The organism is Xanthobacter agilis (genome assembly GCF_021730435.1).
Lineage (GTDB): Bacteria > Pseudomonadota > Alphaproteobacteria > Rhizobiales > Xanthobacteraceae > Xanthobacter > Xanthobacter agilis.
In genome coordinates this window covers 1-21,671 of sequence record NZ_JABWGX010000014.1, presented here as the reverse complement: position 1 = coordinate 21,671, position 21,671 = coordinate 1, and the positions used below count along the sequence as shown (strand labels likewise).

Below are 21,671 nucleotides of genomic sequence, written 5' to 3'. Positions count from 1 at the left end.
GAGAAAAGCCGTGACCAAGCGCGTGGAAATCGAGAACCTGTCCTTCGCCTATCGCGGCAACCCCGTGCTGCGCAGCGTCAACATCACGGCGGAAGGCGGCGACTTCGTCTGCCTGCTGGGCCCGTCCGGCTGCGGGAAAAGCACTCTGCTGCGCCTCATCGCCGGGCTTGAGCGGCCGGATGCCGGCAGCATCCGCATCGGCGGCGCGGCGGTGGCGGGGCCGGGCCTCGATCGCGGCGTGGTGTTCCAGGACTATTCGCTCTTTCCCTGGCTCACAGCAGGCGAGAACCTCGTCTTCGCTCTGGAGCAGGCCTTCCCGGGCCGCCGCCGGCGGGACCATGTGGAGGACGCGCGCGCGCAGCTTGGCCGCGTCCACCTGGAAGGCGCCTTCGACAAGCTGCCCTCGCAATTGTCCGGCGGCATGCGCCAGCGCGTGGCCATCGCCCGCGCCTTCGCCACTGATCCGCCCCTGCTGCTCATGGACGAGCCCTTCGGCGCCCTGGACGCGGTGACGCGGGCACATCTGCAGGAACATCTCCTCGCCCTGTGGCAGACCCCGTCGGGCGCGGCGAAGACGGTGTTTTTCGTCACCCACGACGTGGACGAGGCGATCCTGCTCGCGAGCACCGTGGTGGTCCTTGGCGCCAATCCCGGCCGGATCCGCGGCGTGTTCGATATCGACGTGGAGCGCCCCCGCTCGCGTCAGTCCCTCCAGTCAAACCCGCGCTACCTCGCGCTGCGCGCCGCCATGGTCGATCTTCTCTACGAGAGAAGCGACGATGCGGGCGATGCCGGCACCCTTCAATAGCCCCCAATCCGACGAGACACGGACATGACGGACACGACCCGGACCAATTCCTCGCCGCTTTCGGTGCTGACCGCATGGCTGCGTCGGCCGTGGGTGGACATCGCCGCCACCTCGGTCTCTCTGCTGTGCCTGCTACATTGCATCGTCCCGCCGCTGCTCATCCTCCTGTTTCCGCTTCTCGCTTATGAGATCGAGCTGCCGGAATACATTCACGTCGTGCTGCTGGCGGCGGCCATCCCCCTCAGCCTCATCGCCTTGCGACAGGGCCTGAAGGATCATGGCAAGGTCTTGCTCGTGGTGCTCGGCGTGCTCGGCCAAGGTATTGTGGCCTTCGGTGTCCTGAGCGAATCCGTGCCAGTGCTCGAAACCGGCCTGACCGTCATGGGCGTGAGCATCGTCGCGCTGGTGCACCTCATGAACTGGCATATCCGCCGCCGCAAGACCGCGCAGGCGCGTGCCTCCAGCGCAAACGGCGAGGGCATAGCGACATTGACCTGAAGGAGATTATCTTCTTGATTCAAAGGAATATTCCCAAAAGTGTCGGTGGGCATCGCTGCCATCGCTCTACCGGAAGCCCGTAGCCGGAAACACTGAACTCCAGAGATTTTGGCCTCTTACTGCCAAGGCAATGAACAGTGAGAATACTGCTCTTGCGGAGAGCAGATTGGGTTCTCTCGGTGCTCGATGGCTCCGGAATACGGGAGATCGCTCAGGAGTATCCGCGCAGTCGAGAGTGAGAGGTTGGATCGGAATTCCGCGATGGGTTGAGGATCGGGAGAGAGGCTCCCGGCACCCGTCGTGGAGTTTGGTCCCATGATCGAGGTTCAGGTTCTCGAAGGACACCGCGATGCGGCGCGCGGTTACAAGGTGGATGCGAGCCGCGGCGAGCGGAACGGGCGGGTGTCCTCCGAGTGGTTCTCCCGGCCGGCGGACGAGCGCTACCTGTCCCTGTCGGAGCTGTATGGCGCGGTGCGCGGGCGGTCCGACCGGAGCCGGACGCGCACCGTGGAGAGTGCTGCCATCCGCGTCGAGGCGAGCCGCGAGATGCCGGACCGGCTGACGCTCGCACTGCCCGGGGCGGACGCTCCTGTTGCCCCGACCCATTGGAGCTTCGGCCAGCTTGCGAGCCTTATCGGCGCGCCTGCCGCCTATCTGCGCCAGCTCCCGGCACCGTTGGCCGGCACCAATCTGCAATACGGACTCACATCCCATCGTGCCGAGCAGGTCAAGACGCTCGAGATCGAAGACGGACGCGTCGAGCTCCGGGCAGTCACCGGTCCCGACTATGGCCGCATCTATGATCATGAGCTGGTGGACGCCGTGCGCCGGATCGCCGGCAACGGCACGGGCGATACCCGCTGGAAGGTGCCGGGCGTGCTCGACTGGTCGACCGGCATCTACAATCCCAGGATCGACATCACGAGGGACACCACCACGCTCTATGCCTCGGATCGGGACGTGTTCCTGTTCCTGGTGGACGACCTCAACCCAATCGAAGCCGGGCGGCTGCCTGATGGCTCGCCCGACTTGTTCTTCCGGGGCTTCTATTGCTGGAACTCGGAGGTGGGGGCGAAGACGCTGGGCATCGCCAGCTTCTATCTCCGGGCGGTCTGCCAGAACCGGAACCTGTGGGGCGTGGAGGATTTCGAGGAGATCACCATCCGCCACTCGAAGTATGCCGCCTCGCGCTTCGCCCATCAGGCAGCGCCGGCTCTCGAGCGGTTCGCCAATTCCTCCCCCATGCCCTTCGTCAACGGCATCAAGGCGGCCCGCGAGCGCATCGTGGCGCGCACCGACGAGGATCGCACCGAGTTCCTGCGCCGCAAGGGCTTCTCCAAAGCCGAGACGCAGAAGGTGATCGAGACCGTGCTCGCTGAGGAGGGGCGCAAGCCGGAGAGCATCTTCGACTTTGTGCAGGGCATCACCGCCGTGGCGCGGGACAAGCCGCACCAAGACGCCCGCCTCGATCTGGAGGCCCGGGCGAAGAAGCTCCTCGACCGGGCCGCCTGAGATCCGCAAAGCCGGAGATGGGGATTGCCGTGTCTCCGGCTTTGCGTTGTTCCGGATCATCGGCTTTACGGCGCTGCCCTCAGAGGAAGAGGGCGGCGCCGTGCTTCGTGACGGGTTCGAGGTTGAGAGAGAGGTTCTCCGGCCGCCCGTCGCGGAGAAGCATCCCATGGCCACGGCCGTTCAGAAGATCACCCTTTCGTCCTCCCGCGACATCCCCTTCAACAGGCTGGTGCTCAGCCAGTCCAACGTCCGCCGGGTGAAGGCGGGCGTGTCCATCGAGGAACTCGCCGAGGATATCGCCCGGCGCGGCCTGCTCCAGGGCCTCAATGTCCGAGCCGTGATCGATGTGGATGGCGTCGAGACCGGCATCTATGAGATCCCGGCCGGCGGGCGGCGGTACCGGGCGCTGGAACTGCTGGTGAAGCGCAAGCGCCTCGCCAGGACCGCGCCGGTACCCTGCATCGTTCGCGAGGGCGGCATCGCCGAGGAGGATTCCCTTGCCGAGAATGTCCAGCGCGCCCCTCTCCATCCCCTCGACCAGTTCCGCGCCTTCCTCGCCTTGCGGGAGAAGGGCCAGTCCGAGGAGGAGATCGCCGCCGCTTTCTTCGTCTCGGTCGCGGTGGTGAAGCAGCGGCTGAAGCTTGCCTCCGTGTCGCCGAAGCTCCTCGACGTCTACGCCGAGGACGGCCTCACCCTCGATCAGCTCATGGCCTTCACCGTGTCGGGCGATCATGAGCGGCAGGAGCAGGTGCTGGAGCGTCTCGCCCAGGCTTACGACAAGCAGCCCTACGCCATCCGGCGCATGCTGACCGAGGGCGCGGTCCGGGCATCCGACAAGCGGGCCCGCTTCATCGGCATCGAGGCCTATGAGACGGCCGGCGGCACGGTGCTGCGCGACCTGTTTCAGGGCGACGACGGCGGCTGGCTGCAGGATGTCGCTCTCGTCGACCGGATGGTGGCGGACAAGCTCGCTGCCGAGGCCGACGTGATCCGCAGCGAAGGCTGGAAGTGGATCGAGGTGGCGCCGGACTTCGCCTATGGCCACACCTACGGCTTGCGCCAGCTGCGGGGTGAGCCGACGCCCCTGACCGAGGAGGAGGAGGCAGCTCGGGCGACGGCCCAGGCCGCATATGATCGCCTCTCCGAAGAACATGCCGATGCCGACGAGCTTCCCGAGGAGGTCGATGCGCGGCTCGGTGAGCTCGAGGCGGTGCTGGAGGCCTTTGATACGCGCCCCCTCGCGTTCGATCCGGCGGAGGTCGGCCGCGCCGGCGCCTTCGTCAGCATCGCCCAGGACGGCAAGCTCCGGGTGGAGCGGGGCTATGTCCGCCCGGAGGACGAAGTGCCGGTCGAAGAGGAGCATGCCACTTCCGCCGAGACCGATGATGCAAACCATGTGGCATCGACTTCTCTCCATGAGGCGGCCACACCCGATGCCCCTGCTGAGCCCGAGGAAGAAGACGGCCTCGCGCCGATCTCCGACCGGCTACTCACGGAGCTGACCACCCATCGGACCCTTGGCCTGCGCCACACGCTGGGCGAGCAGCCCGATGTGGCCTTCCTTGCGGCGGTCCACGCCCTGACGCTGAAGGCCTTCTATGCCTACGGCTGGGACAGCTGCCTTGAGCTCGATCTCAAGAGCGTGTCCTTCAACGCCCAGGCGCCGGGCCTCAACGACAGCGTCTCGGCCGAGGCGATCCGTGTCCGGCATGAGAGATGGGCCAAGGCACTGCCCAAGGAGCCGGGCACGCTCTGGGACACCCTGAACGGCTGGGACCGCGACAGCCGAGCCGCCCTGTTCGCCCATGTGGTGAGCCTCTCGGTCAATGCCGTGCACGAGGCCTGGAACCGTCGTCCGCGGGCCTTCGCTCATGCGGACCGGCTGGCACAGGCGGTGGCGCTCGACATGGCGGCGGCTGGGTGGAAGCCCACTGTCGACACCTTCCTCGGCCGGGTCACCAAGGCCCGCATCCTGCAGGCGGTGACTGAGGCCAAGGGGGAACGTGCGGCGGAGCGGATCGCCCACCTCAAGAAGGGCGACATGGCGCGGGAGGCTGAATCCCTTCTCGCCGACAGCGGCTGGCTCCCGGAGGCACTGCGGACCCAGCCCTGCGACATCGCCGGCGAAGAAACGGCGGAGATCGACGGCGAAACGGCCATGGGCGACGGCGAGGACCTCGCCGATAGTGAGGAGCCCGAAGCGATCTCTCCCCCGATCGCTGCCGAATAACCCTCCCGGGCAACCTGGCCCGCCGACCGTCGCCTCGCGCTCCCCCTGTCGCGTGGTCCGGACGGCGGGCCTTTCTGTTGGAGCGTCCCCCATGTCGGATGCGGCCCATGACTTGGCCCATAAGCTCGGCCAACGGGCGGAGGCGGTCTGCCGCCACTATCTCTCCGCTGGCCAGAGGCAGGGGCATTACTGGCAGGTGGGCGACGTTCGCAACTCGCCCGGCCGCTCGATGTTTGTGCGGCTGCGGGACAGTGCGAAAGGCCCCGCCGGCAAATGGACCGACGCGGCGACGGGGGAGCACGGTGACCTGCTCGACCTAATCCGGGAAAGCCGGGGCCTGTCCAGCTTCAGCGAGGTGGTCGCCGAGGCCGAGATGTTTCTGGGCATTCCCCGATCAGTGCATGAGGCGCAGGCTCCGCTGTGCAAAACGGAAAACTCCTCACGTGATCCTGTCATCTCGGCACGACGGCTGTTTGCCGCCGCACGGCCGATTCCGGGCACAATCGTAGAGGCGTATTTGCGGAACCGCTGCATCACGGCTTTGCACGAAACCGGAAGCCTGCGCTTTCACCCCCGCTGCTATTACCGGTCCGATGCGCACACCCCCAGCCAGCCTTTGCCGGCCATGGTCGCTGCCGTCACGGGTCTCAGCGGACGGATCACGGGCGTGCATCGGACATGGCTCGCCCCGAACGGGTCGGACAAGGCAGCCATCACCACGCCCCGGCGCTCCATGGGTCACCTGCTGGAGCACGCCGTTCGCTTCGGCGAGGCTGATGACGTGCTGGCCGCCGGTGAGGGCATCGAGACCATCCTTTCCGTGCGCACGGCGCTGCCCAACCTTCCGATGGCAGCGGCGCTCTCGGCCGCACACCTTGCAGTCATCGCCTTCCCACCTGGACTGCGGCGGCTCTACATCGTCCGCGACAGCGATCCGGCCGGCGACAGGGCGCGAGACAGCCTCATTGCACGAGCCAATGCTGCCGCGATCGAGGCTATCGTGCTCTCGCCGGCGCTCGGAGACTTCAACGAGGACCTACGCGCGTTTGGCGTCGATGCGTTGCTGGCAGGACTGCGATGCCAGCTTGTCCCCGAGGATGTCAGCCGCTTCATGATGCTGAGCCCGTGACTTGAAGGAGCCGGGGAGCGGGGATGCGCTAACGGAATGCTCTGAGGCTCACCGTCGACAGAGGACCCGCAGCCAGGCCTTCCAGAGGGCGATCGGCCAGCAGTCGTCCCGGACCGGCAACGGCTGCGGCCGACGATTTTCCGTCGGCGGTGTTTCCCCCACGACGCAGGCGTCGCGGGACCCCCGCCACCGCCTTTCCATCGCGAAACAAAATCGTCGGCCTCCGCCATCCTCCGCTCACGCTCCGGCCCCGCGTTTCTCGCGGGGTGCAGGTCCGTCCCGCCCGCCGGCTTCGTCGCCATGAAGGCCGCAGGGCTGCGGTCCAACCGACGGAGCATCCAATGAGCACCGAGCACGACGAGCCCCGCCACGCCTCGTCTCCCACCGATCACCTGCTGCAGGAACTCCAGCTCTACGGCTACCGCCCGCTCAACGACGAGTCCGATCCCCGGCCCCTTCCCGAGGCCAACCACATCACCGGCGCCATCGCCGACATCTTCGATGCTCTCATCGCGACCCTGCAGGACACCCGCCTGGAGCCCGACCTTCCCGACCTCCTGTGGTCCACCGTCCATCTCTTCCACCGTGCCGCCGGCCGTATCTCGGGCACCCTTGACGATAACGAGCAGGGCCAACGCCGCAGCCAGCAGGAGCAGGATGGCAGCGAGGTGCGCTCGGTGGAACTGGAACGCCTCATCGCCGAGGGGCAGAGCCTCGTGGAGCGCCGCGATGCCTTCGAGCTGATGCGCGACGAAGCCGCCGACGCCTTCGAGCGGCACACCGGCTCAGCCTGGCGCCCACGCACCGGATCCATGGTGAACCATCGGCACCTCACCGCAGCCCTCATCGACAGCCGCGACTTCCTCACCGCCCGCAGGCGCTCGGAGACCGAGGTGCTGATGCCCGCAGGTCCGAAGATCGCCTTCTCCGGTGGTGACACGGCTGATCACAGGCTCATCTGGGCGAAGCTCGACCAAGTGCACGCCAAGCACCCCGACATGGTGCTGCTGCATGGCGGTTCGCCCAAGGGCGCCGAGCGGATCGCCGCCTGCTGGGCCGATGCGCGCAAGGTGCCCCAGATCGCGTTCAAGCCGGACTGGACACGGCACGCCAAGGCCGCCCCCTTCAAGCGCAACGACCAGATGCTCTCGGTCATGCCCATCGGGGTCATCATCTTCCCCGGCACCGGCATCCAGGACAATCTCGCCGACAAGGCCCGCAAGCTCGGCATCCCGGTCTATCGGTTCGGGTCGGGCGGCGCGTGAGCGCTGCCCCTTTCTCGACCATCGCAATCGAATTTCACGAGCCCTGAACGTTTCTCATGAAAGTGCTGGCTCCGTTATCGATTTTCACCGGACTGACGAGCAGGACCTGTACTCATCAGACGTGGACCTGAACAAAGCCTCCAGAGCCTGCTTATGCAGGGAGACGGCCGCACCTGCCGATCTTCGAGCGACGATCCACCCCCCGCTTTTCTTGCGCTGTTCCTTGGTCCGGCCGAGGGCCTGACGCCATCAACCCGCAAGGGGTCGGCTACGCACAGCGTGCCGCCGCTCCGCTTCGCCTGCGCGGTGATTGCGGCCCTCGGCCGGACCCGTCGGGCGCCTGTCAGCGGGGGATGGTCCTCCGCTTCGAGCAGGAGCCGGACCCCATGTCCTCCACCGATGCGCAAGCCTTCGCCCTCAGCCTCGCCAAGACCCTGATGGTCGTCATCGTGATCTTCCGCGCCGGTGACGGCAGCCTCTCGGTGGTGTCAGCCGACGAATTCGACGGTGACGCCTCGCAGATCGTCCGTGAAATCGATCCCTTCGCCAGATAGCGGAGGTGTACGCATGACGTGCCGGGTATACCCTTACTGGGATTTCGGCATGCATCTTCTCTTGCTATGCAGGTGATCGCGCCGTGGTGGTGGTGGAAGGCGCGACCGTCAGAGCTTTCCTTAGGGAGACACCACCATGATTTTCCTCGGCATCCTGCTTGGTCTCGCCGGCATCGCGTTATTCTGTTGGCTGCTGTTTACGCTCGCCGTCTTCGCGCTGCCGTTCTTCGCCGCCGTCGGCGCCGGCACTTGGGCACACCATACCGGCGCGGGCTGGCTCGGTGCGATCGTCGTTGGCCTGATCGCCGGGGGCATCACGCTCGGCATCGGCCAGGTTCTGTTCGCGGTCGTTCGTCCGATGTGGGCGCGGCTCGTCGTTGCGCTCGCCTTCGTCGCCCCGGCCGCCTTCGTCGGCTATCACGCGACGTATGGTATCGCGAAGCTCGCCATGCCGTCCGAGACGTGGCAGATCGTTTTCTCGATCATCGGTGCTATTGCCATCGGCATCACGACGCTGTTGCGGGTCGCGGGCATGGCGGCCGCCGGCCCGTCCAGCCGGGACCTTGCGCAGGTCTGAGCACGCTCCATGTCATTCGGCAGGGCCGGAGCCGAAAGAGCTTTGCCGCTCGCGCTGTCCGAGGATGGGGATCGGTGGCGCTCCCGCTTGCGGCAAAAGCCCAAGCGGCGGTCGATCGCGATTTCTTGAGACGAGACGACGCCTCGCGGTCAGTCGCGGACCAGCGCATGGTGGGAGCGATCTTGGGGGTTGTAACCTTGGCTGCGGAAGCGCACGGAGCCGGCCCGGAACGGGGGACGTGAAGCCGATGAGGATCGGGCCGGTCTTCCGTGAGGTTGCGGCGAGTCGCCATCATCCCCGTTCGGTATCCGTCGGTCGACCGCTCCAAACGGCCTCTCCAATGGGCGGATCTGGCCGAAGGGCGGCTGCGCCTCGACCGCCTCTGCCGCAACGGCGCATCATGACTTTCTTCCCCTTCCGGCTGAAGCCGTCATTCCTCGCGAGCCAAGAAAGTCCCTCTCGCGCCGTCCTCCGCTTCGCTCCGGTCGCAATCCTCACCCCATCGCGCGAGCGCGACGGGGCCCCGAGGCGATGCGGCGTCGGTCGCCTCCGGCCTTCCGATCGCCATCGAGGCCGCATGGTGCGGGCTCGGAAACGGAAGACGGAGATTTACCATGGCCACCATCGGCACCTTCAAGAAGACCGGCGCGAACGAGTTCTCCGGCGAGATCGTAACCCTCAGCGTCCAGGCCAAGGGCGTGCGCATCGTCCCGGACCTGCGGACCAACGGTGAGAACGCCCCCAGCCACCGGGTCCTGGTGGGCCGGATCGAGATCGGTGCCGCCTGGTCCAAGCGCTCCAGCGAGGGCCGCGACTATCTGGGCCTCAAGCTCGACGACCCGAGCTTCAACGCCCCGATCTACGCCAACCTCTTCGACGACGAGGACGCCGACACCTTCAGCCTCATCTGGTCCCGTCCCAGCGGGCGGCGCGGCGAGTGAGCCTCGCACAAGGCCCCGGCTGATCAAGCCGGGGCCTCCACATCGAGACAGGTCATCGCCAGCGGCCCGGCGCTTTACTCGAACGTATTCTCTGGCTCGCCCGGGACGTTGGCCGCGGGTTGCTTCAGCAATGCGGCGGCATCGAGATCAAGGGCGCAGGCCAGTCGATCCACGACATCAATGCTGGCGTTGTAGACGCTGCGCTCCAACGAACTGATGTATGTGCGATCGATCCCGGCGCGATGGGCAAGCTCTTCCTGCGATAGGCCTTTGGTGAGCCTCGCAGCCCTCAAATTCCGGGCGAACACCTCTCGGATCTCCATGATCGAGAGAGCACCGCCTTGATGAGTATTTCACCACGGAGTATTCTCTACAAAGACTGGCGCAGCAGCGGCGTCATTGAAAGGCGTGTAGGGTTCGGGAAAGAACCTGATATCGGGAAGGGCAGCAGGAAGACATGGTGACCGACGCGTTTGCAGACACCGTCCCAATCGCTCCCGAGCTCACGGACTACGACCGGGCGCACATCAAGCTCTACGCACGCCTGCTCGACGCCACGGCGGATGGCGCCGACTGGGAGGAGATCGCCTCGGTGCTGTTCGGCATCGAAGCGGCTCGGGAGTCCGAACGTGCCCGTCATGTCCATGACAGCCATCTGGCCCGGGCCCGATGGTTGGCCTCCAGCGGCTACAAGGACCTCCTCAGCCGTGCTGTCTGACGTTGCGGCCCTTTCGCAGGGGTGATGCCGCGGCCGCATCACGCGATGCTCCCCGGCCGACTTCCCCCAATACCCTCAATCCCTGATTGTCTTCACTCGACACGCACCCTTGATGCGGAGGCGAGTGATGAAGCCTGATACATCACGCTGGCGAGAGGATGCCAGCTACGTCTATTTCGACACGCTGTCGGTGGAGGGCCTCGCCTGGGAATGCCTGCGCCGGGACGAGACCTATCAGGACCACTACCAGTCCCTCGTGAAGGCCGGCTCGGACGCCGACCCGCTCCCCCGGGAGGTGGAGCAACGCTGGGGGCTGCGATTTCGCCGCGCGGCCATCTCTCTCCGCCGTGGAACAGAACGTCCCGTGGTCGCCGGTTGTCGATCCGGCCATCGTGCTTCTCGCCCAACAGCCCGCGTTTCTTCCGGGCGCGCCCAACGTGTCGTTCGGCGGCATGGTTGCGCCGCGGGATAGCACCGAGGGCCGATACTGGGTCCATGGTCCGGCACCTCATGCCGCGCAGGTGCTGCTGCTGACCGGGACTCACCCCGACGCGCCGCTGTCGGCATTGATCCCGCTGGATGCGGACACCATAGGGCGGGTTGAGGCACTGACCCGCTTCTGGCGCGCGGTCGAGGGTCGGCCGGCGATCCCCGACACCCGCATCACGGTGCAGCAGCGTGGCCGGCTGCGCACCATGATGCTGGCGGCCGATGGGCGGGCGAACGGCGCCAGCTATCGCGACATCGCCGCGGTCCTTTACGGCCCCAAGCGCGTTGCGTCCGAGCCCTGGAAAACCTCGGCGCTGCGCGACAAGGTCATCGGCCTCGTCAAAGGTGGCCTCGCCATGATCGGCGGCGGTTATCTCAAGCTCCTGCGTCATCGCAGAAGACCATAGCCGTAGCGACGGCATCCTGAGGGTGGGGATTTTCGCCCCCCTCAACTTCCCCATCCCCCTCGACAGCTGCCCTTCGCCACCGTGATCGCCATCCGCCGCTGATGACCAGCGGCCCGAGATCGCCCACGGAGGTTCGATCCATGCGACCTGATGCTGCCACGTTCCCGCCGCGCTACCTGCGCACCAAGGAAGCCGCCGTCTTCCTCAGCCTGTCGCCCCGGACGCTCGAGAAGCACCGCACCTACGGGACCGGTCCCGCCTATCGCAAGCTCGGCGGGCGCGTCGTCTATTCCGTCGAGGACCTGCAGGCCTGGGTCGCCCGCGGCGCCGTCACCTCCACCTCCGATCCCCGCGGCTGCGTCCTGCCGGCAAAGCGCCAGTGCCTGCCCGGAATTGCCGAGCCCCACCGCTTCGCACGCTGATCGGAGCCCTTCTCCATGGTGGCGCGGCATCGCTCCCAGCCGGAGCGCGGACAGCTCGATCTGTTCCGCGCGCTTCCCGGCGCGTTCGCGCCACGAGATGCGCAGGATCTCATGGCCTATCCCTTCTTCTCCCTCTCCAAGACCCATCGTATCGCGCCCATCGATTTTGCCGCCGGCGATGTCTCCATCCGGGTCGAGGCCGTGCCTGACCATGGCATGGCGACCATCTGGGACGCCGACATCCTGATCTGGGCGGCGAGCCAGATCGTGGAAGCTCGCGACGCCGGCCTGCGCACGTCGCGCTTCATGGTCGCCACCCCCTATGAAATCCTCAGGTTCGTGGGGCGCGGCACCTCGATCCGGGACTACCAGCGCCTCAAGGCCGCCCTCGACCGGCTGCAGTCCACCACCGTGTCCACCTCGATCCGCCAGCCGGCCGAGGGACGGCGCCATCGCTTCTCCTGGATCAACGAGTGGAAGGAGCGCACCGACCGGGATGGCAGGCCCGCCGGAATCGAGCTCATCGTCCCCGACTGGTTCTATTGCGCCATCGTGGAGGACGCCCTCGTCCTCACCATCGACCGGGCGTACTTCGACCTGACGGGCGGGCTCGACCGCTGGCTCTACCGGCTGGTGCGCAAGCACGGCGGCCGCCAGCACAACGGCTGGCGCTTCGACTTCCGCCACCTCTACTTCAAGTCCGGCAGCCTCTCGCCCTTCAAGCGCTTCGCCTTCGAGCTGCGGGACATCATCCGTCGCCAGCCGCTGCCCGGCTACACCCTGTTCCTGGAGTGTGACGCGGGTGCGCGCACGCTGCTCGCCTTCGAGCCCGCCTGTGGACAGCCTGTGAATCCCTTCGTGCCATCGGGAACCCCGTGCCACGTGCCATCAGGAACCGGCCCCTCGTGCTTTCAGGAACCGAAACAGGGGTTAACTCCAAGCCCGAAAACGCAAAATCGCGCTCCTAACTTAGAGTCTAACATAGAGTCTAACTTTAAAAGGCGCGCGGGCGATGTGGATAACCGCGCTCAGACGGCCCAAAAGCCCGCCAATCCGCGCACTTCTAAAGGTGAATGCCTTCCGTCTTTCCGTAAAGACGGGTTTCAGGAGCCAGAACCTCTTTCCGCGGCCGATCTGCTTCCCTCGCATGCGTCGGGAGGCCGTCGATGATCGTCGCGCTGCTCAATCAGAAGGGTGGCGTCGGCAAGACGACGCTCGCTTTGCACCTTGCCGGCGCGTGGGCGAGCGGCGGCCGGCGCGTCACGCTCATCGATGCGGATCCCCAGGGCTCGGCCCTCGACTGGTCGCAGCAACGCAGCCGCGAGGGCTTGCCGCGCCTGTTCGGCGTCGTCGGCCTCGCCCGTGACACGCTGCACCGGGAGGCCCCCGAGCTGGCGCGGGATGCCGACCATGTGGTCATCGACGGGCCGCCCCGTGTCGCCGCCCTCATGCGCTCCGCGCTGCTCGCCGCCGACCTGGTGCTGATCCCCGTGCAGCCGTCGCCGCTCGACGGCTGGGCCTCCGCCGAGATGCTGGCCCTCCTCAGCGAGGCTCGCATCTACCGGCCGGAGCTTGCTGCGCGGTTCGTGCTGAACCGCTGCGGTGCCCGCACCGTGCTCGCCCGTGAGACCGCCGCGACGCTGGCGGATCACGATCCGCCGGTACTCGCGACCACCATCGGCCAGCGCGTCGCCTTCGCCATGTCGGCACAGTCCGGGCGGCTCGTCAGCGAGCTGGACGAAGGCGGCCCGGCTGCGCGCGAGATTACGGCGCTGGCGGCGGAGATCGTCGGTCTCGCCGGTCATGGACGCCTACCATGAGCGCGCCGCCGACCCGCAAGGGCTTCGCCGCGCGGCCGGCCAATCCGGAGCGGTGGATCAAGGCTGCGGAGGCGAAGACGTCGAATGACGTCGCCGGCGGCTTTACCGCGCGGCTCACCATCGACGTCACGCCCGACCTGCGAGGGCGCATCAAGATCGCCGCCTTCGGCCGTGGCCAGACCGTCGCCGACATGCTCCGCGACCTCCTTGCTCGCGAGTTTCCCCCAACCCCAGGAGATGCGTCATGACCGGCACGTCCGTGCCCTCTGTTGTTATCGCCTTTGCGCCGGCCCCGCCGCTCGTCGACACGCTGACCCACGTCGAACTGACCTGGATCGAGAAGCGGATCGAGAACTGGATTCGCTTCGGCCGCCCGGCTCATGCGCAGATTCTCGATCGCAGCCGGCGCATCGTCTCATTCGCGCCGGGTAGCATCTTTTCCTTCGTGCGCTGGGCGTCGAACGACTTCGGCACCGTGGTCTCGCGCATCGATGTCGTGCGTGCCGTCGCGCCGGGTGAGGCGTACCAGACACTGCCCTTCGTGCGCCCCGGCGGGGAGATTCTGCTGCGCGCCGACGGCTGGCCGAAGGTCGAGAAGGTGCTCCAGCATATCGATGCCGTCGAGGCCATCGGCGTCAACGGCGCAGATGTCGCCCCCGACCATTGGCGGCACGTCCACAACCGTCTGGTCGCCGGCCACATGCCCCGCGCCTACACGACTGAGCGCCATGAGGCGTGGCTGAAGCGCCGGGAGTGCGAGGAATGACCCGCTTCGGCACTGTGATGGTCACCTATTTCTCGGTGATGGGGGTGGCGACCGCCGCGCTCGTTCCGACACCGCTGAAGCTGGTGTGGAACGTTTCCGCAAGCGCGCCCATCGGGCTCTATGCCATCGAGCCGGTGCGCAGGCTCGGGGTCACGGACCTCCTCGCCGTCACGCCGCCTGCAGCGCTCGCCCGCTTCCTGGTTGAGCGCGGCTATGTGGGCGCGGGCGTCCCATTGATGAAGCGCGTGGCAGCACTTCCCGGACAGGACGTCTGCCGCAAGGACCGCGTCATCACCGTCGATGGCGTGGCTTATGGCGAGGCGCTGGAGCGCGATCGCATGGGACGACCGCTGCCGGTCTGGCGCGGCTGCCGGCGCATCGTCCAGGGCGAGCTCTTCCTCATGAACTTCGACGTGCCGGACAGTCTGGATGGCCGGTATTTCGGGCCACTGCCCGCCAGCACCGTGATCGGCCGCGCCGTGCCGCTCTACACCGACGAGGCCGGCGACGGGCACTTCGTCTGGCGTGCGCCGACGCGCTGAGCGCGACCGACCACCCCCACCCTTATCACACGTCGAGAGGCCGTCATGCTGCAGGCGGATCCGTTCCCGCATGTCTTCACCCCCGTGCGCGTATCGATGCGAGCGTACGCTCGGCGTCGCGTAATCATCTTCGTCCTCCTTTCCGGAATGCCTTTCGGCTGGTCGGCGGCAGCACTCCCGGCGGAGGGTTCGGCAACACAGAAGCTGCCATCGCCGACCGATCGCTACGCCGATTTCGTCACGGAGGCCGCGGAACGCTTTGACATTCCAGCCACCTGGATCCGGGCCGTGCTGCGCGCCGAAAGCGACGGCGACGCGCGCTCGACCTCGCCCAAAGGCGCCATGGGACTAATGCAGATCATGCCGCAGACCTGGGCCGAGCTGCGCGTCCACTATGGCCTCGGCGACGACCCCTACGACCCGCACGACAACATCATGGCGGGTGCGGCCTACCTGCGAGAGCTGTTCGATCGCTACGGCAGTCCTGGCTTCCTCGCCGCCTACAATGCGGGGCCGGGCCGCTATGAGGCCTCGCGCAAGGGGCGCCCGCTGCCCCCGGAGACGCGCGCCTATGTCGACAAGCTGGCGCCGATCATCGCGGGCGCGGAAGCCGAATCGGAAGCGCCCGGTCGCTCCGTCACACTTCCGGCAGAGCCGCCGCTCTGGGCCGGCGCTCCGATCTTCGTTCTGCAGCCGGTCCGCACGTTGGCGACGGATCGAACGCAGACGGATGGCGTGCTGCCCGCACCAGATGTGCGCGACGTCTCCGCCATCGGCCCGCAGTCCAATGGCCTGTTCGTTACTCGCGGCGGCGCGGGAGGTGCGCCATGACCGCGACCGGGCTCATTCGCACCCTGTCGGGCTTTCTGCCGTTCGAGCGAACGGCGGGACGGAAGGACTGGGATACGACCGACCGATGGCGAGATAAAAGGGCGCAGGGTGCGCTGCGGTTGGGCGGTTGTTTCTATTGGGGAATTCGCGACCAAACACACATTGCGGCGTTGATCGGCAATGTGTGTCGAACACTTAAGCCGCTGCCACCGCAGGACTTCTCGCACCTTGCGGGGTCACGCCATGGCCGATGAGCGCGAGTTCCGTGTCAGGCCCGGCCGCATCCGCTCCTCCCGGGCCCAGAGGTCCCGTCCCTTCATCGCGCAGGCCCTCGCTGCTGCCCAGAAGGCCGGCGGCCACGTCTCCCGATCCGGTCGCCTCACCTCCAGCAAGCGCTCCCACTTCGGCCGCGGGCGGACGGCGAGCATCCAGGCCAACCGCCTGCTCACGGGTCGCTCGCGCGTCGTCGTCATCAAGACCCGCGTGGTGCGCCACACCGCCCGTGCCACACCGCTGACTGCGCATCTCTCCTACCTGCGCCGGGAGGGCGTGACCCGGGACGGAGAGAAGGCCCGCCTGTTCGGGCCGGGCGCCGAGGAGGGGGACGGCCGCGCCTTCGCTGAGCGGTGCGCCGACGATCGGCACCATTTCCGCTTCATTGTGTCGCCCGAGAATGCAGCCGACATGACCGACCTCAGGTCCTTCGCCCGCGACCTCGTCGGTCAGATGGAGAAGGACCTCGGCACAAAGCTCGACTGGGTCGGCGTCGACCACTGGAACACGGACAATCCCCACCTGCACATATTGGTGCGGGGCCGGACCGACGATGGCCAGGACCTCGTTATCTCCCGCGACTACATCAAGGAAGGCATGCGCGCTCGCGCGCAGGATCTTGTGACCCAGGAACTGGGCCCACGCACCGACCTCGACATCCACCATGCCGTCGAGCGGCAGGTGGAGGCGGAGGGCTGGACCCAGCTCGATCGCCAGTTGGTTCGCGACCAGCGCGAGGCCGGTGTCATCGACGTGGCCCGCGATGCCGACGGCGGGCCGGATGCCTTCCTGCCGATGAAGGTCGGCCGGCTGCGCAAGCTCGAGGCCCTCCGCCTCGCCGACGAGATCGGCCCCGGCCAATGGGTCATCGACGAGAAGGCTGAGGCGACGCTGCGCGCCCTCGGCGAACGCGGCGACATCATCAAGCGGATGCATCGGGCGCTCACCGCTCAGGGCATCGAGCGCGGCACGGCGAGCTATGTGCTCGCGGGAGAGAGCTTGGACGGTGCGATCATCGGTCGGCTTGTCGAACGTGGCCTTGATGACGAGCTCAAAGGCACAGCCTACGCTGTGGTGGATGGCGTCGACGGGCGGACCCACCATATCCGACTGCCCGACCTCGATGCGGCCGGCGACGGCGCGGCCGGCTCCATCGTCGAACTCCGGAGGTTTGAGGATGGGCGGGGCCAGCCCCGTGTTGCCCTCGCGGTCCGCTCCGACCTCGACATCGACCGGCAGGTCACAGCTTCGGGCGCCACCTGGCTCGACCGGCAGGCGCTCAGCCGCGCGCCGGCATCGCTCTCCGAAGGCGGCTTCGGCGCCGAGGTGCGTGAGGCTATGGATCGCCGGGCCGACCATCTGGTTCGGGAGGGGCTGGCTGAGCGGCAGGGCCAGCGCGTCGCCTTCGCCCGTGACCTGATCGAGACGTTGCGCCGGCGAGAGGTCGATACGTTGAGCGAGAAGATCGCTGTCGAGAGCGGCCTGCCGTTCCGGCGGTCTGGAAACGGAGAGTATGTCTCCGGTACCTATCGGCAGCGCTTCGCCCTCGCCTCCGGCCGCTTCGCCATGCTCGACGACGGGCTCGGCTTCCAGTTCGTGCCCTGGACGCCCTCCCTGGAGAAGCAACTCGGCAGGCACGTCTCCGGCGTCGCCCGTGCCGATGGCGGCATCGACTGGTCCTTCGGCCGCAAGCGCGGCCTTGGCCTCTGACCCACATATCACCGGAGCGCCGCATGTCCGCGACCAAGATCCTCTGGGGCCAGATCCTCCTCGTCTTCGCCATCGTGCTGGCCACCACCTGTGGCGCTACTCAGTTCGTGGCGTGGCGGCTGGGCTTTCAGGACCGGCTCGGCCCGCCCTGGTTCCTGCTGGGACCCTGGCCGGTCTATCCCCCGCCGGCCTTCTTTTGGTGGTGGTACTTCTACGACGCTTATGCGCCGGCCATCTTCACCGAGGGGGCGATCATCGCCGCATCGGGCGGGTTCCTGTCCATCGCCGCCGCCATCGGCCTCTCGGTCTGGCGGGCGCGGGAAGCAAGGCGCGTCGAGACCTATGGCTCCGCCCGCTGGGCCGAGCCCGAGGAGATCCGCGCGGCCGGGCTGCTCGGTCCCGATGGCGTGGTGCTCGGCCGCCATGGAGGGGACTATCTGCGCCATGATGGACCCGAGCACGTCCTGTGCTTCGCGCCGACCCGGTCCGGCAAAGGCGTGGGCCTCGTCGTCCCATCGCTGCTCACCTGGCCGGGCTCGGCCATCGTCCACGACATCAAGGGCGAAAACTGGCAGCTCACCGCCGGCTTCCGGGCGCGGCACGGGCGCGTGCTGCTGTTCGACCCCACCAATGTGCGATCCTCTGCCTACAATCCCTTGCTAGAGGTTCGCCGCGGAGAATGGGAGGTGCGCGACGTCCAGAACATCGCCGACATCCTCGTGGACCCCGAGGGCTCCCTGGAGAAGCGCAACCACTGGGAGAAGACGAGCCACGCCCTCCTCGTAGGCGCCATTCTCCATGTTCTCTATGCCGAACGGGACAAGACGCTCGCCGGCGTCGCCGCCTTCCTCTCCGATCCGAAGCGGCCGATCGAGACCACGCTCGACGCGATGATGAAGACCGCTCATCTGGGCGAGGCTGGCCCGCATCCCGTCATCGCCAGTGCCGCCCGCGAGCTGCTGAACAAATCCGACAATGAACGCTCCGGCGTGCTCTCCACCGCCATGTCATTCCTTGGCCTGTACCGTGATCCGGTGATCGCCGAGGTCACGCGGCGCTGCGACTGGCGGATCGCCGATATCGTCGGCGGGAAAGCGCCGACGACACTCTACCTCGTGGTGCCGCCCTCCGACATCAACCGCACCAAGCCGCTGATCCGTCTCCTCCTCAACCAGATCGGCCGGCGCCTGACCGAGGACCTGAAGGCGAAGGTCGGACGCCACCGGCTTCTCCTCATGTTGGACGAGTTCCCGGCGCTCGGGCGGCTCGATTTCTTTGAGAGCGCACTGGCCTTCATGGCGGGTTATGGGCTCAAGAGCTTCCTGATCGCCCAGTCCCTGAACCAGATCGAGAAGGCCTACGGGCCCAACAACTCCATCCTCGACAACTGCCATGTGCGGGTGAGCTTCGCCACCAATGACGAGCGCACGGCAAAACGCGTCTCCGATGCCCTCGGCACCGCTACCGAGATGAAGGCGATGAAGAACTACGCCGGTCACCGGCTCTCGCCCTGGCTCGGCCATCTCATGGTCTCGCGCTCAGAGACGGCGCGCCCGCTCCTGACCCCGGGCGAGGTGATGCAGCTTCCGCCTGCCGATGAGATCGTCATGGTGGCTGGTACGCCGCCGATCCGGGCGAGGAAGGCTCGATACTACGAGGATGACCGGTTCAGGGAACGGGTGCTGCACCCGCCGGAGCTCACGGGGTCTCGCGATCGCCAGCCCGACGATTGGACAGTGCTCCCGTTGCCCGCGCCATCGCAACTCAACCTGATGGTTGAAGGCAAAGACGACGAGGACACCACGGGTTCGGAGCAGCGGCGCCAGCCGGAGCTGGCGCGGGTAGAGCCGGTCGAGGCACCTGCGCAACCCCGCAATGAGTTCGAGATCGATTTGGCCGATGACACCGACGACGACGTGGCCCGAACCAGCCGCATGACCCGTGCCATGCAAGGCGTCGCACGGCAGGTTTCGCTCGATCCCAATGACGGCATGGAGCTGTGACGGTGATGGCCCTACGCAAGAAGAAGGCGCAGATCTCGGTCTATCTCGATCCGGCGACCATTGGGCTGCTGGCCGGTTATGCTGCGCGGCGCGGCCAGCCTCAGTCCCTGATCGCCGAGGCGGCCATCGCGTCCTTCCTGTCGCCGGACGGCGCGGAGCAGCGGGAAGCTGCAATCGCCAAACGCCTCGATCAATTGGACCGACGGATGGCCCGGCTGGAGCGGGACGTCGGCATCTCTGTCGAGACGCTGGCTGTGTTCGTGCGGTTCTGGCTGGCGACCACGCCGGCATTGCCCGAACCGGCGGCCCAGGCTGCACGAGCCAAGGCGGGGGAGCGGTATGAGGCGTTCGTCGCGGCGCTGGGGCGGCGGCTCGCGAAGGGGCCGCGGCTGGCACAAGAAATCTCGGAAGAGGGCAGCGATTCGAGACCATGAGAAAGGGTCTCTTGCGCCAGGAGCAGACTCTGACCTCTGTCCCTAAAGCAGACTCAACAGCGTTTCTGCTCAGTCCAAGCTATTTCAGACGGCTGGCGGGTTTAGCAGCACCCAGAGGCAAGCGATCCTGCCGTCGATGACCTGGGCCACGTCCGCCCCTGTCACCGTGATGGGTCCGCCTTCGGGATCGGCTTCCCATCGCAGCACGCCGAGCCCATGGTGACCCACGGCGGACCCGGTCGGCGTGAAGCGGAACGTGGGACCAAACTGCTCCAGAAGCTTGCCAGCGACCGCGGAGATCGCTGCGCGGCCTTCCACGACATTGTCCGGCTCGTACATAACGGGATCGGCGGTGAAGAGCTCGGCGATTGCCGTGGCGCGCTTGTCAGCGTCGCGCTCATTGAACACGCGCTGGAGATTGGCGTGCAGCATGTGGTTGTAATCCGGTTCGAAGGTGGACATGGCAGCATCCCTTTCGTGAGAGGGGCGGTCAGTCGATCTTGACGAGGTTCAGCGCCGCCAGCGGCCCGCCGGGGAACTGAACCAGACGGCTGCCGAGGGCGAGCGGGCCGAGATCGATGCCAAAGAAGCCCAGCCGGTCCATCAGAGCACCGACCTCGGCCTTCGCCCGGGCGTCATCGCCGGAATAGAACAGCACCCGCCGGCCGCCATCGCCTGCCGGATCGCCGGCGACAAGATCCGGTCGCAGATGGTTGAACGCCTTCACCACCCGTGCGCCCGGCACGAAATCTGCGAATACCTCGGATGACGAGCGGCTGCCGAGATCGACCGGCTTGAACAGCGGTGCCTCGATCGGGTTGTTGGCGTCGACCACAATGCGACCGTCGAAGTCGGACAGGCCCGCCAGCGCCGTGGGGATCTTCGACCAGTTCACCGCGACAAAGACAATGTCGCGCGCCGCCGCTTCCTCACGGGTGCCGGCGACGACGCTCGGCCCGAGTTCCGCGACGATGTCGGCCAGACTGTCGGGCCCGCGGCTATTGGCGAGCGTCGCCCCGATATCCTGCCGCGCGAAGGCCGTGGCGATGGCGCGGCCGATCTGGCCGGCGCCGATGATGCCGATGGAAGTCATGGCTTGTCTCCAGAGAGGGTGTGGGATCAGGCGGCCTGGCCGCCATCGACATTGAGCGTGGCGCCGGTGATGTAGCCGGCGTCGGGTCCGGCGAAGAAGGCAACCGCCGCGGCGATGTCCTCCGGCTGGCCATAGCGGCCGAGCGCCGCCAACTGGTTCAGCGCTTCCGCGAACGGACCGTCCTGGGGATTCATCTCGGTGTTGATGGCGCCGGGCTGGATGACATTGACGGTGATATTGCGGGGCCCGAGATCGCGCGCCCAGCCGCGGGTGTAGGCAGCGACCGCGGCCTTGGTGGCGACATAGTCGGCGGCGCCGGCAAAGGGGATGTGGACGGCGCCGGTCGTGCCGATCGAGACGATGCGCCCGCCGTTACCCATCAACGGCGCGGCCGCGCGCACCGCGGCGGCGACGCCCTTCACATTGATATCCAGCTGCCGGTCGAAGGCGGCGCGATCCGCCTTCTGATCGTCGACCATGCCGGTGACGAACACCCCCGCAGAGTTGACGAGAATGTCGAGCCGTCCGAGTGCGGCGTACACTTCACGCACTAGGGTCGAGACTCAACGTATCCAGCATGAGACGAGTGCGGCGAGGCACAAGGAGGCGAGATAGTTCCTCGCCAGCTTGTCGTATCGTGTGGCGATGC

Annotated in this window: 27 protein-coding genes; 23 read left to right on the top strand and 4 right to left on the bottom strand. The window is 67.0% G+C overall.

Annotation, left to right across the window (positions count from 1 at the left end):
• Positions 1–10 precede the first annotated feature (10 nt).
• From HUW53_RS11625 to HUW53_RS11585, 9 genes are all read left to right on the top strand, one after another.
• Positions 11–808 (top strand): ABC transporter ATP-binding protein, encoded by a 798-nt coding sequence (locus HUW53_RS11625; protein WP_237345933.1) that lies wholly within the window; start codon positions 11–13, stop codon positions 806–808.
• A gap of 24 nt (positions 809–832) precedes the next feature.
• Complete coding sequence (locus HUW53_RS11620; RefSeq protein ID WP_237345932.1) at positions 833–1,306, top strand: MerC domain-containing protein; 474 nt, start codon at positions 833–835, stop codon at positions 1,304–1,306.
• A 315-nt stretch (positions 1,307–1,621) separates the two neighbouring features.
• Positions 1,622–2,818, top strand: coding sequence for a DUF932 domain-containing protein (locus HUW53_RS11615; protein ID WP_237345931.1), 1,197 nt, complete (start codon positions 1,622–1,624; stop codon positions 2,816–2,818).
• 166 nt (positions 2,819–2,984) lie between these two features.
• Positions 2,985–5,048 carry a ParB/RepB/Spo0J family partition protein gene (locus HUW53_RS11610; protein ID WP_237345930.1) on the top strand — a complete coding sequence of 688 codons (2,064 nt, stop codon included), beginning with the start codon at positions 2,985–2,987 and terminating at the stop codon, positions 5,046–5,048.
• Positions 5,049–5,139: 91 nt separating this feature from the next.
• Positions 5,140–6,177, top strand: coding sequence for a DUF7146 domain-containing protein (locus HUW53_RS11605; RefSeq protein WP_237345929.1), 1,038 nt, complete (start codon positions 5,140–5,142; stop codon positions 6,175–6,177).
• A 341-nt stretch (positions 6,178–6,518) separates the two neighbouring features.
• Positions 6,519–7,442 (top strand): DUF2493 domain-containing protein, encoded by a 924-nt coding sequence (locus tag HUW53_RS11600; protein ID WP_237345928.1) that lies wholly within the window; start codon positions 6,519–6,521, stop codon positions 7,440–7,442.
• 386 nt (positions 7,443–7,828) lie between these two features.
• Positions 7,829–7,996, top strand: coding sequence for a hypothetical protein (locus HUW53_RS11595; RefSeq protein ID WP_237345927.1), 168 nt, complete (start codon positions 7,829–7,831; stop codon positions 7,994–7,996).
• Positions 7,997–8,132: 136 nt separating this feature from the next.
• Complete coding sequence (locus HUW53_RS11590) at positions 8,133–8,573, top strand: hypothetical protein (RefSeq protein ID WP_237345926.1); 441 nt, start codon at positions 8,133–8,135, stop codon at positions 8,571–8,573.
• Positions 8,574–9,187: 614 nt separating this feature from the next.
• Positions 9,188–9,514, top strand: a complete 327-nt coding sequence (locus tag HUW53_RS11585; protein ID WP_237345925.1) for a DUF736 domain-containing protein — start codon at positions 9,188–9,190, stop codon at positions 9,512–9,514.
• A 74-nt stretch (positions 9,515–9,588) separates the two neighbouring features.
• On the opposite strand, the gene HUW53_RS11580 is transcribed toward HUW53_RS11585, so the two are convergent.
• Positions 9,589–9,837 carry a helix-turn-helix domain-containing protein gene (locus tag HUW53_RS11580; RefSeq protein WP_237345924.1) on the bottom strand — a complete coding sequence of 83 codons (249 nt, stop codon included), beginning with the start codon at positions 9,835–9,837 and terminating at the stop codon, positions 9,589–9,591.
• A 134-nt stretch (positions 9,838–9,971) separates the two neighbouring features.
• On the opposite strand from HUW53_RS11580, the gene HUW53_RS11575 reads away from it, so the two are divergent.
• The 14 genes from HUW53_RS11575 (at position 9,972) to HUW53_RS11510 (ending at position 19,929) form a co-directional block, all read left to right on the top strand.
• Positions 9,972–10,232, top strand: a complete 261-nt coding sequence (locus HUW53_RS11575) for a DNA -binding domain-containing protein (RefSeq protein WP_237345923.1) — start codon at positions 9,972–9,974, stop codon at positions 10,230–10,232.
• 112 nt (positions 10,233–10,344) lie between these two features.
• Entirely contained in the window at positions 10,345–10,704 is a 360-nt protein-coding gene (locus HUW53_RS11570; protein WP_307500690.1) for a transcriptional regulator domain-containing protein, read from the top strand.
• Positions 10,705–10,753: 49 nt separating this feature from the next.
• A complete protein-coding gene (locus HUW53_RS11565; protein ID WP_307500688.1) occupies positions 10,754–11,128 on the top strand; it encodes a DUF2285 domain-containing protein in 375 nt (124 codons plus the stop codon).
• Positions 11,129–11,268: 140 nt separating this feature from the next.
• Positions 11,269–11,550, top strand: a complete 282-nt coding sequence (locus HUW53_RS11560) for a helix-turn-helix transcriptional regulator (protein ID WP_237345921.1) — start codon at positions 11,269–11,271, stop codon at positions 11,548–11,550.
• A 15-nt stretch (positions 11,551–11,565) separates the two neighbouring features.
• On the top strand, positions 11,566–12,720 hold the full coding sequence (locus HUW53_RS11555) for a replication initiator protein A (RefSeq protein ID WP_237345920.1): 1,155 nt from the start codon (positions 11,566–11,568) through the stop codon (positions 12,718–12,720).
• On the top strand, positions 12,717–13,370 hold the full coding sequence (gene parA / locus HUW53_RS11550; protein ID WP_237345919.1) for a ParA family partition ATPase: 654 nt from the start codon (positions 12,717–12,719) through the stop codon (positions 13,368–13,370). The genes HUW53_RS11555 and parA overlap by 4 nt, the downstream gene beginning before the upstream one ends.
• Complete coding sequence (locus HUW53_RS11545; RefSeq protein WP_237345918.1) at positions 13,367–13,618, top strand: hypothetical protein; 252 nt, start codon at positions 13,367–13,369, stop codon at positions 13,616–13,618. Before parA ends, HUW53_RS11545 begins: the two co-directional genes overlap by 4 nt.
• Positions 13,615–14,136 (top strand): DUF2840 domain-containing protein, encoded by a 522-nt coding sequence (locus tag HUW53_RS11540; RefSeq protein ID WP_237345917.1) that lies wholly within the window; start codon positions 13,615–13,617, stop codon positions 14,134–14,136. Before HUW53_RS11545 ends, HUW53_RS11540 begins: the two co-directional genes overlap by 4 nt.
• The gene (locus HUW53_RS11535) at positions 14,133–14,678 is read left to right on the top strand and encodes a S26 family signal peptidase (RefSeq protein ID WP_237345916.1); all 546 of its coding nucleotides are present in this window, start codon (positions 14,133–14,135) and stop codon (positions 14,676–14,678) included. Before HUW53_RS11540 ends, HUW53_RS11535 begins: the two co-directional genes overlap by 4 nt.
• A gap of 45 nt (positions 14,679–14,723) precedes the next feature.
• Positions 14,724–15,509, top strand: a complete 786-nt coding sequence (locus HUW53_RS11530; RefSeq protein WP_237345915.1) for a lytic transglycosylase domain-containing protein — start codon at positions 14,724–14,726, stop codon at positions 15,507–15,509.
• Positions 15,506–15,763: a hypothetical protein gene (locus HUW53_RS11525; RefSeq protein WP_237345914.1), complete on the top strand. Its 258-nt coding sequence runs from the start codon at positions 15,506–15,508 to the stop codon at positions 15,761–15,763. The genes HUW53_RS11530 and HUW53_RS11525 overlap by 4 nt, the downstream gene beginning before the upstream one ends.
• Positions 15,753–17,492: a relaxase/mobilization nuclease domain-containing protein gene (locus HUW53_RS11520; protein WP_237345913.1), complete on the top strand. Its 1,740-nt coding sequence runs from the start codon at positions 15,753–15,755 to the stop codon at positions 17,490–17,492. The genes HUW53_RS11525 and HUW53_RS11520 overlap by 11 nt, the downstream gene beginning before the upstream one ends.
• 23 nt (positions 17,493–17,515) lie before the next feature.
• Complete coding sequence (locus tag HUW53_RS11515) at positions 17,516–19,495, top strand: conjugal transfer protein TraG (protein ID WP_237345912.1); 1,980 nt, start codon at positions 17,516–17,518, stop codon at positions 19,493–19,495.
• 5 nt (positions 19,496–19,500) lie between these two features.
• Positions 19,501–19,929 (top strand): CopG family transcriptional regulator, encoded by a 429-nt coding sequence (locus HUW53_RS11510; RefSeq protein ID WP_237345911.1) that lies wholly within the window; start codon positions 19,501–19,503, stop codon positions 19,927–19,929.
• Positions 19,930–20,013: 84 nt separating this feature from the next.
• Here HUW53_RS11510 and HUW53_RS11505 read toward each other — a convergent pair whose 3' ends face one another.
• The 3 genes from HUW53_RS11505 to HUW53_RS11495 are packed head-to-tail and all read right to left on the bottom strand — an operon-like array spanning position 20,014 to position 21,573.
• Positions 20,014–20,391, bottom strand: a complete 378-nt coding sequence (locus HUW53_RS11505) for a nuclear transport factor 2 family protein (RefSeq protein WP_237345910.1) — start codon at positions 20,389–20,391, stop codon at positions 20,014–20,016.
• 28 nt (positions 20,392–20,419) lie between these two features.
• Positions 20,420–21,022: an NADPH-dependent F420 reductase gene (locus HUW53_RS11500; RefSeq protein WP_237345909.1), complete on the bottom strand. Its 603-nt coding sequence runs from the start codon at positions 21,020–21,022 to the stop codon at positions 20,420–20,422.
• A 26-nt stretch (positions 21,023–21,048) separates the two neighbouring features.
• Positions 21,049–21,573 (bottom strand): SDR family NAD(P)-dependent oxidoreductase, encoded by a 525-nt coding sequence (locus HUW53_RS11495; protein WP_307500685.1) that lies wholly within the window; start codon positions 21,571–21,573, stop codon positions 21,049–21,051.
• Positions 21,574–21,671: the final 98 nt, after the last annotated feature.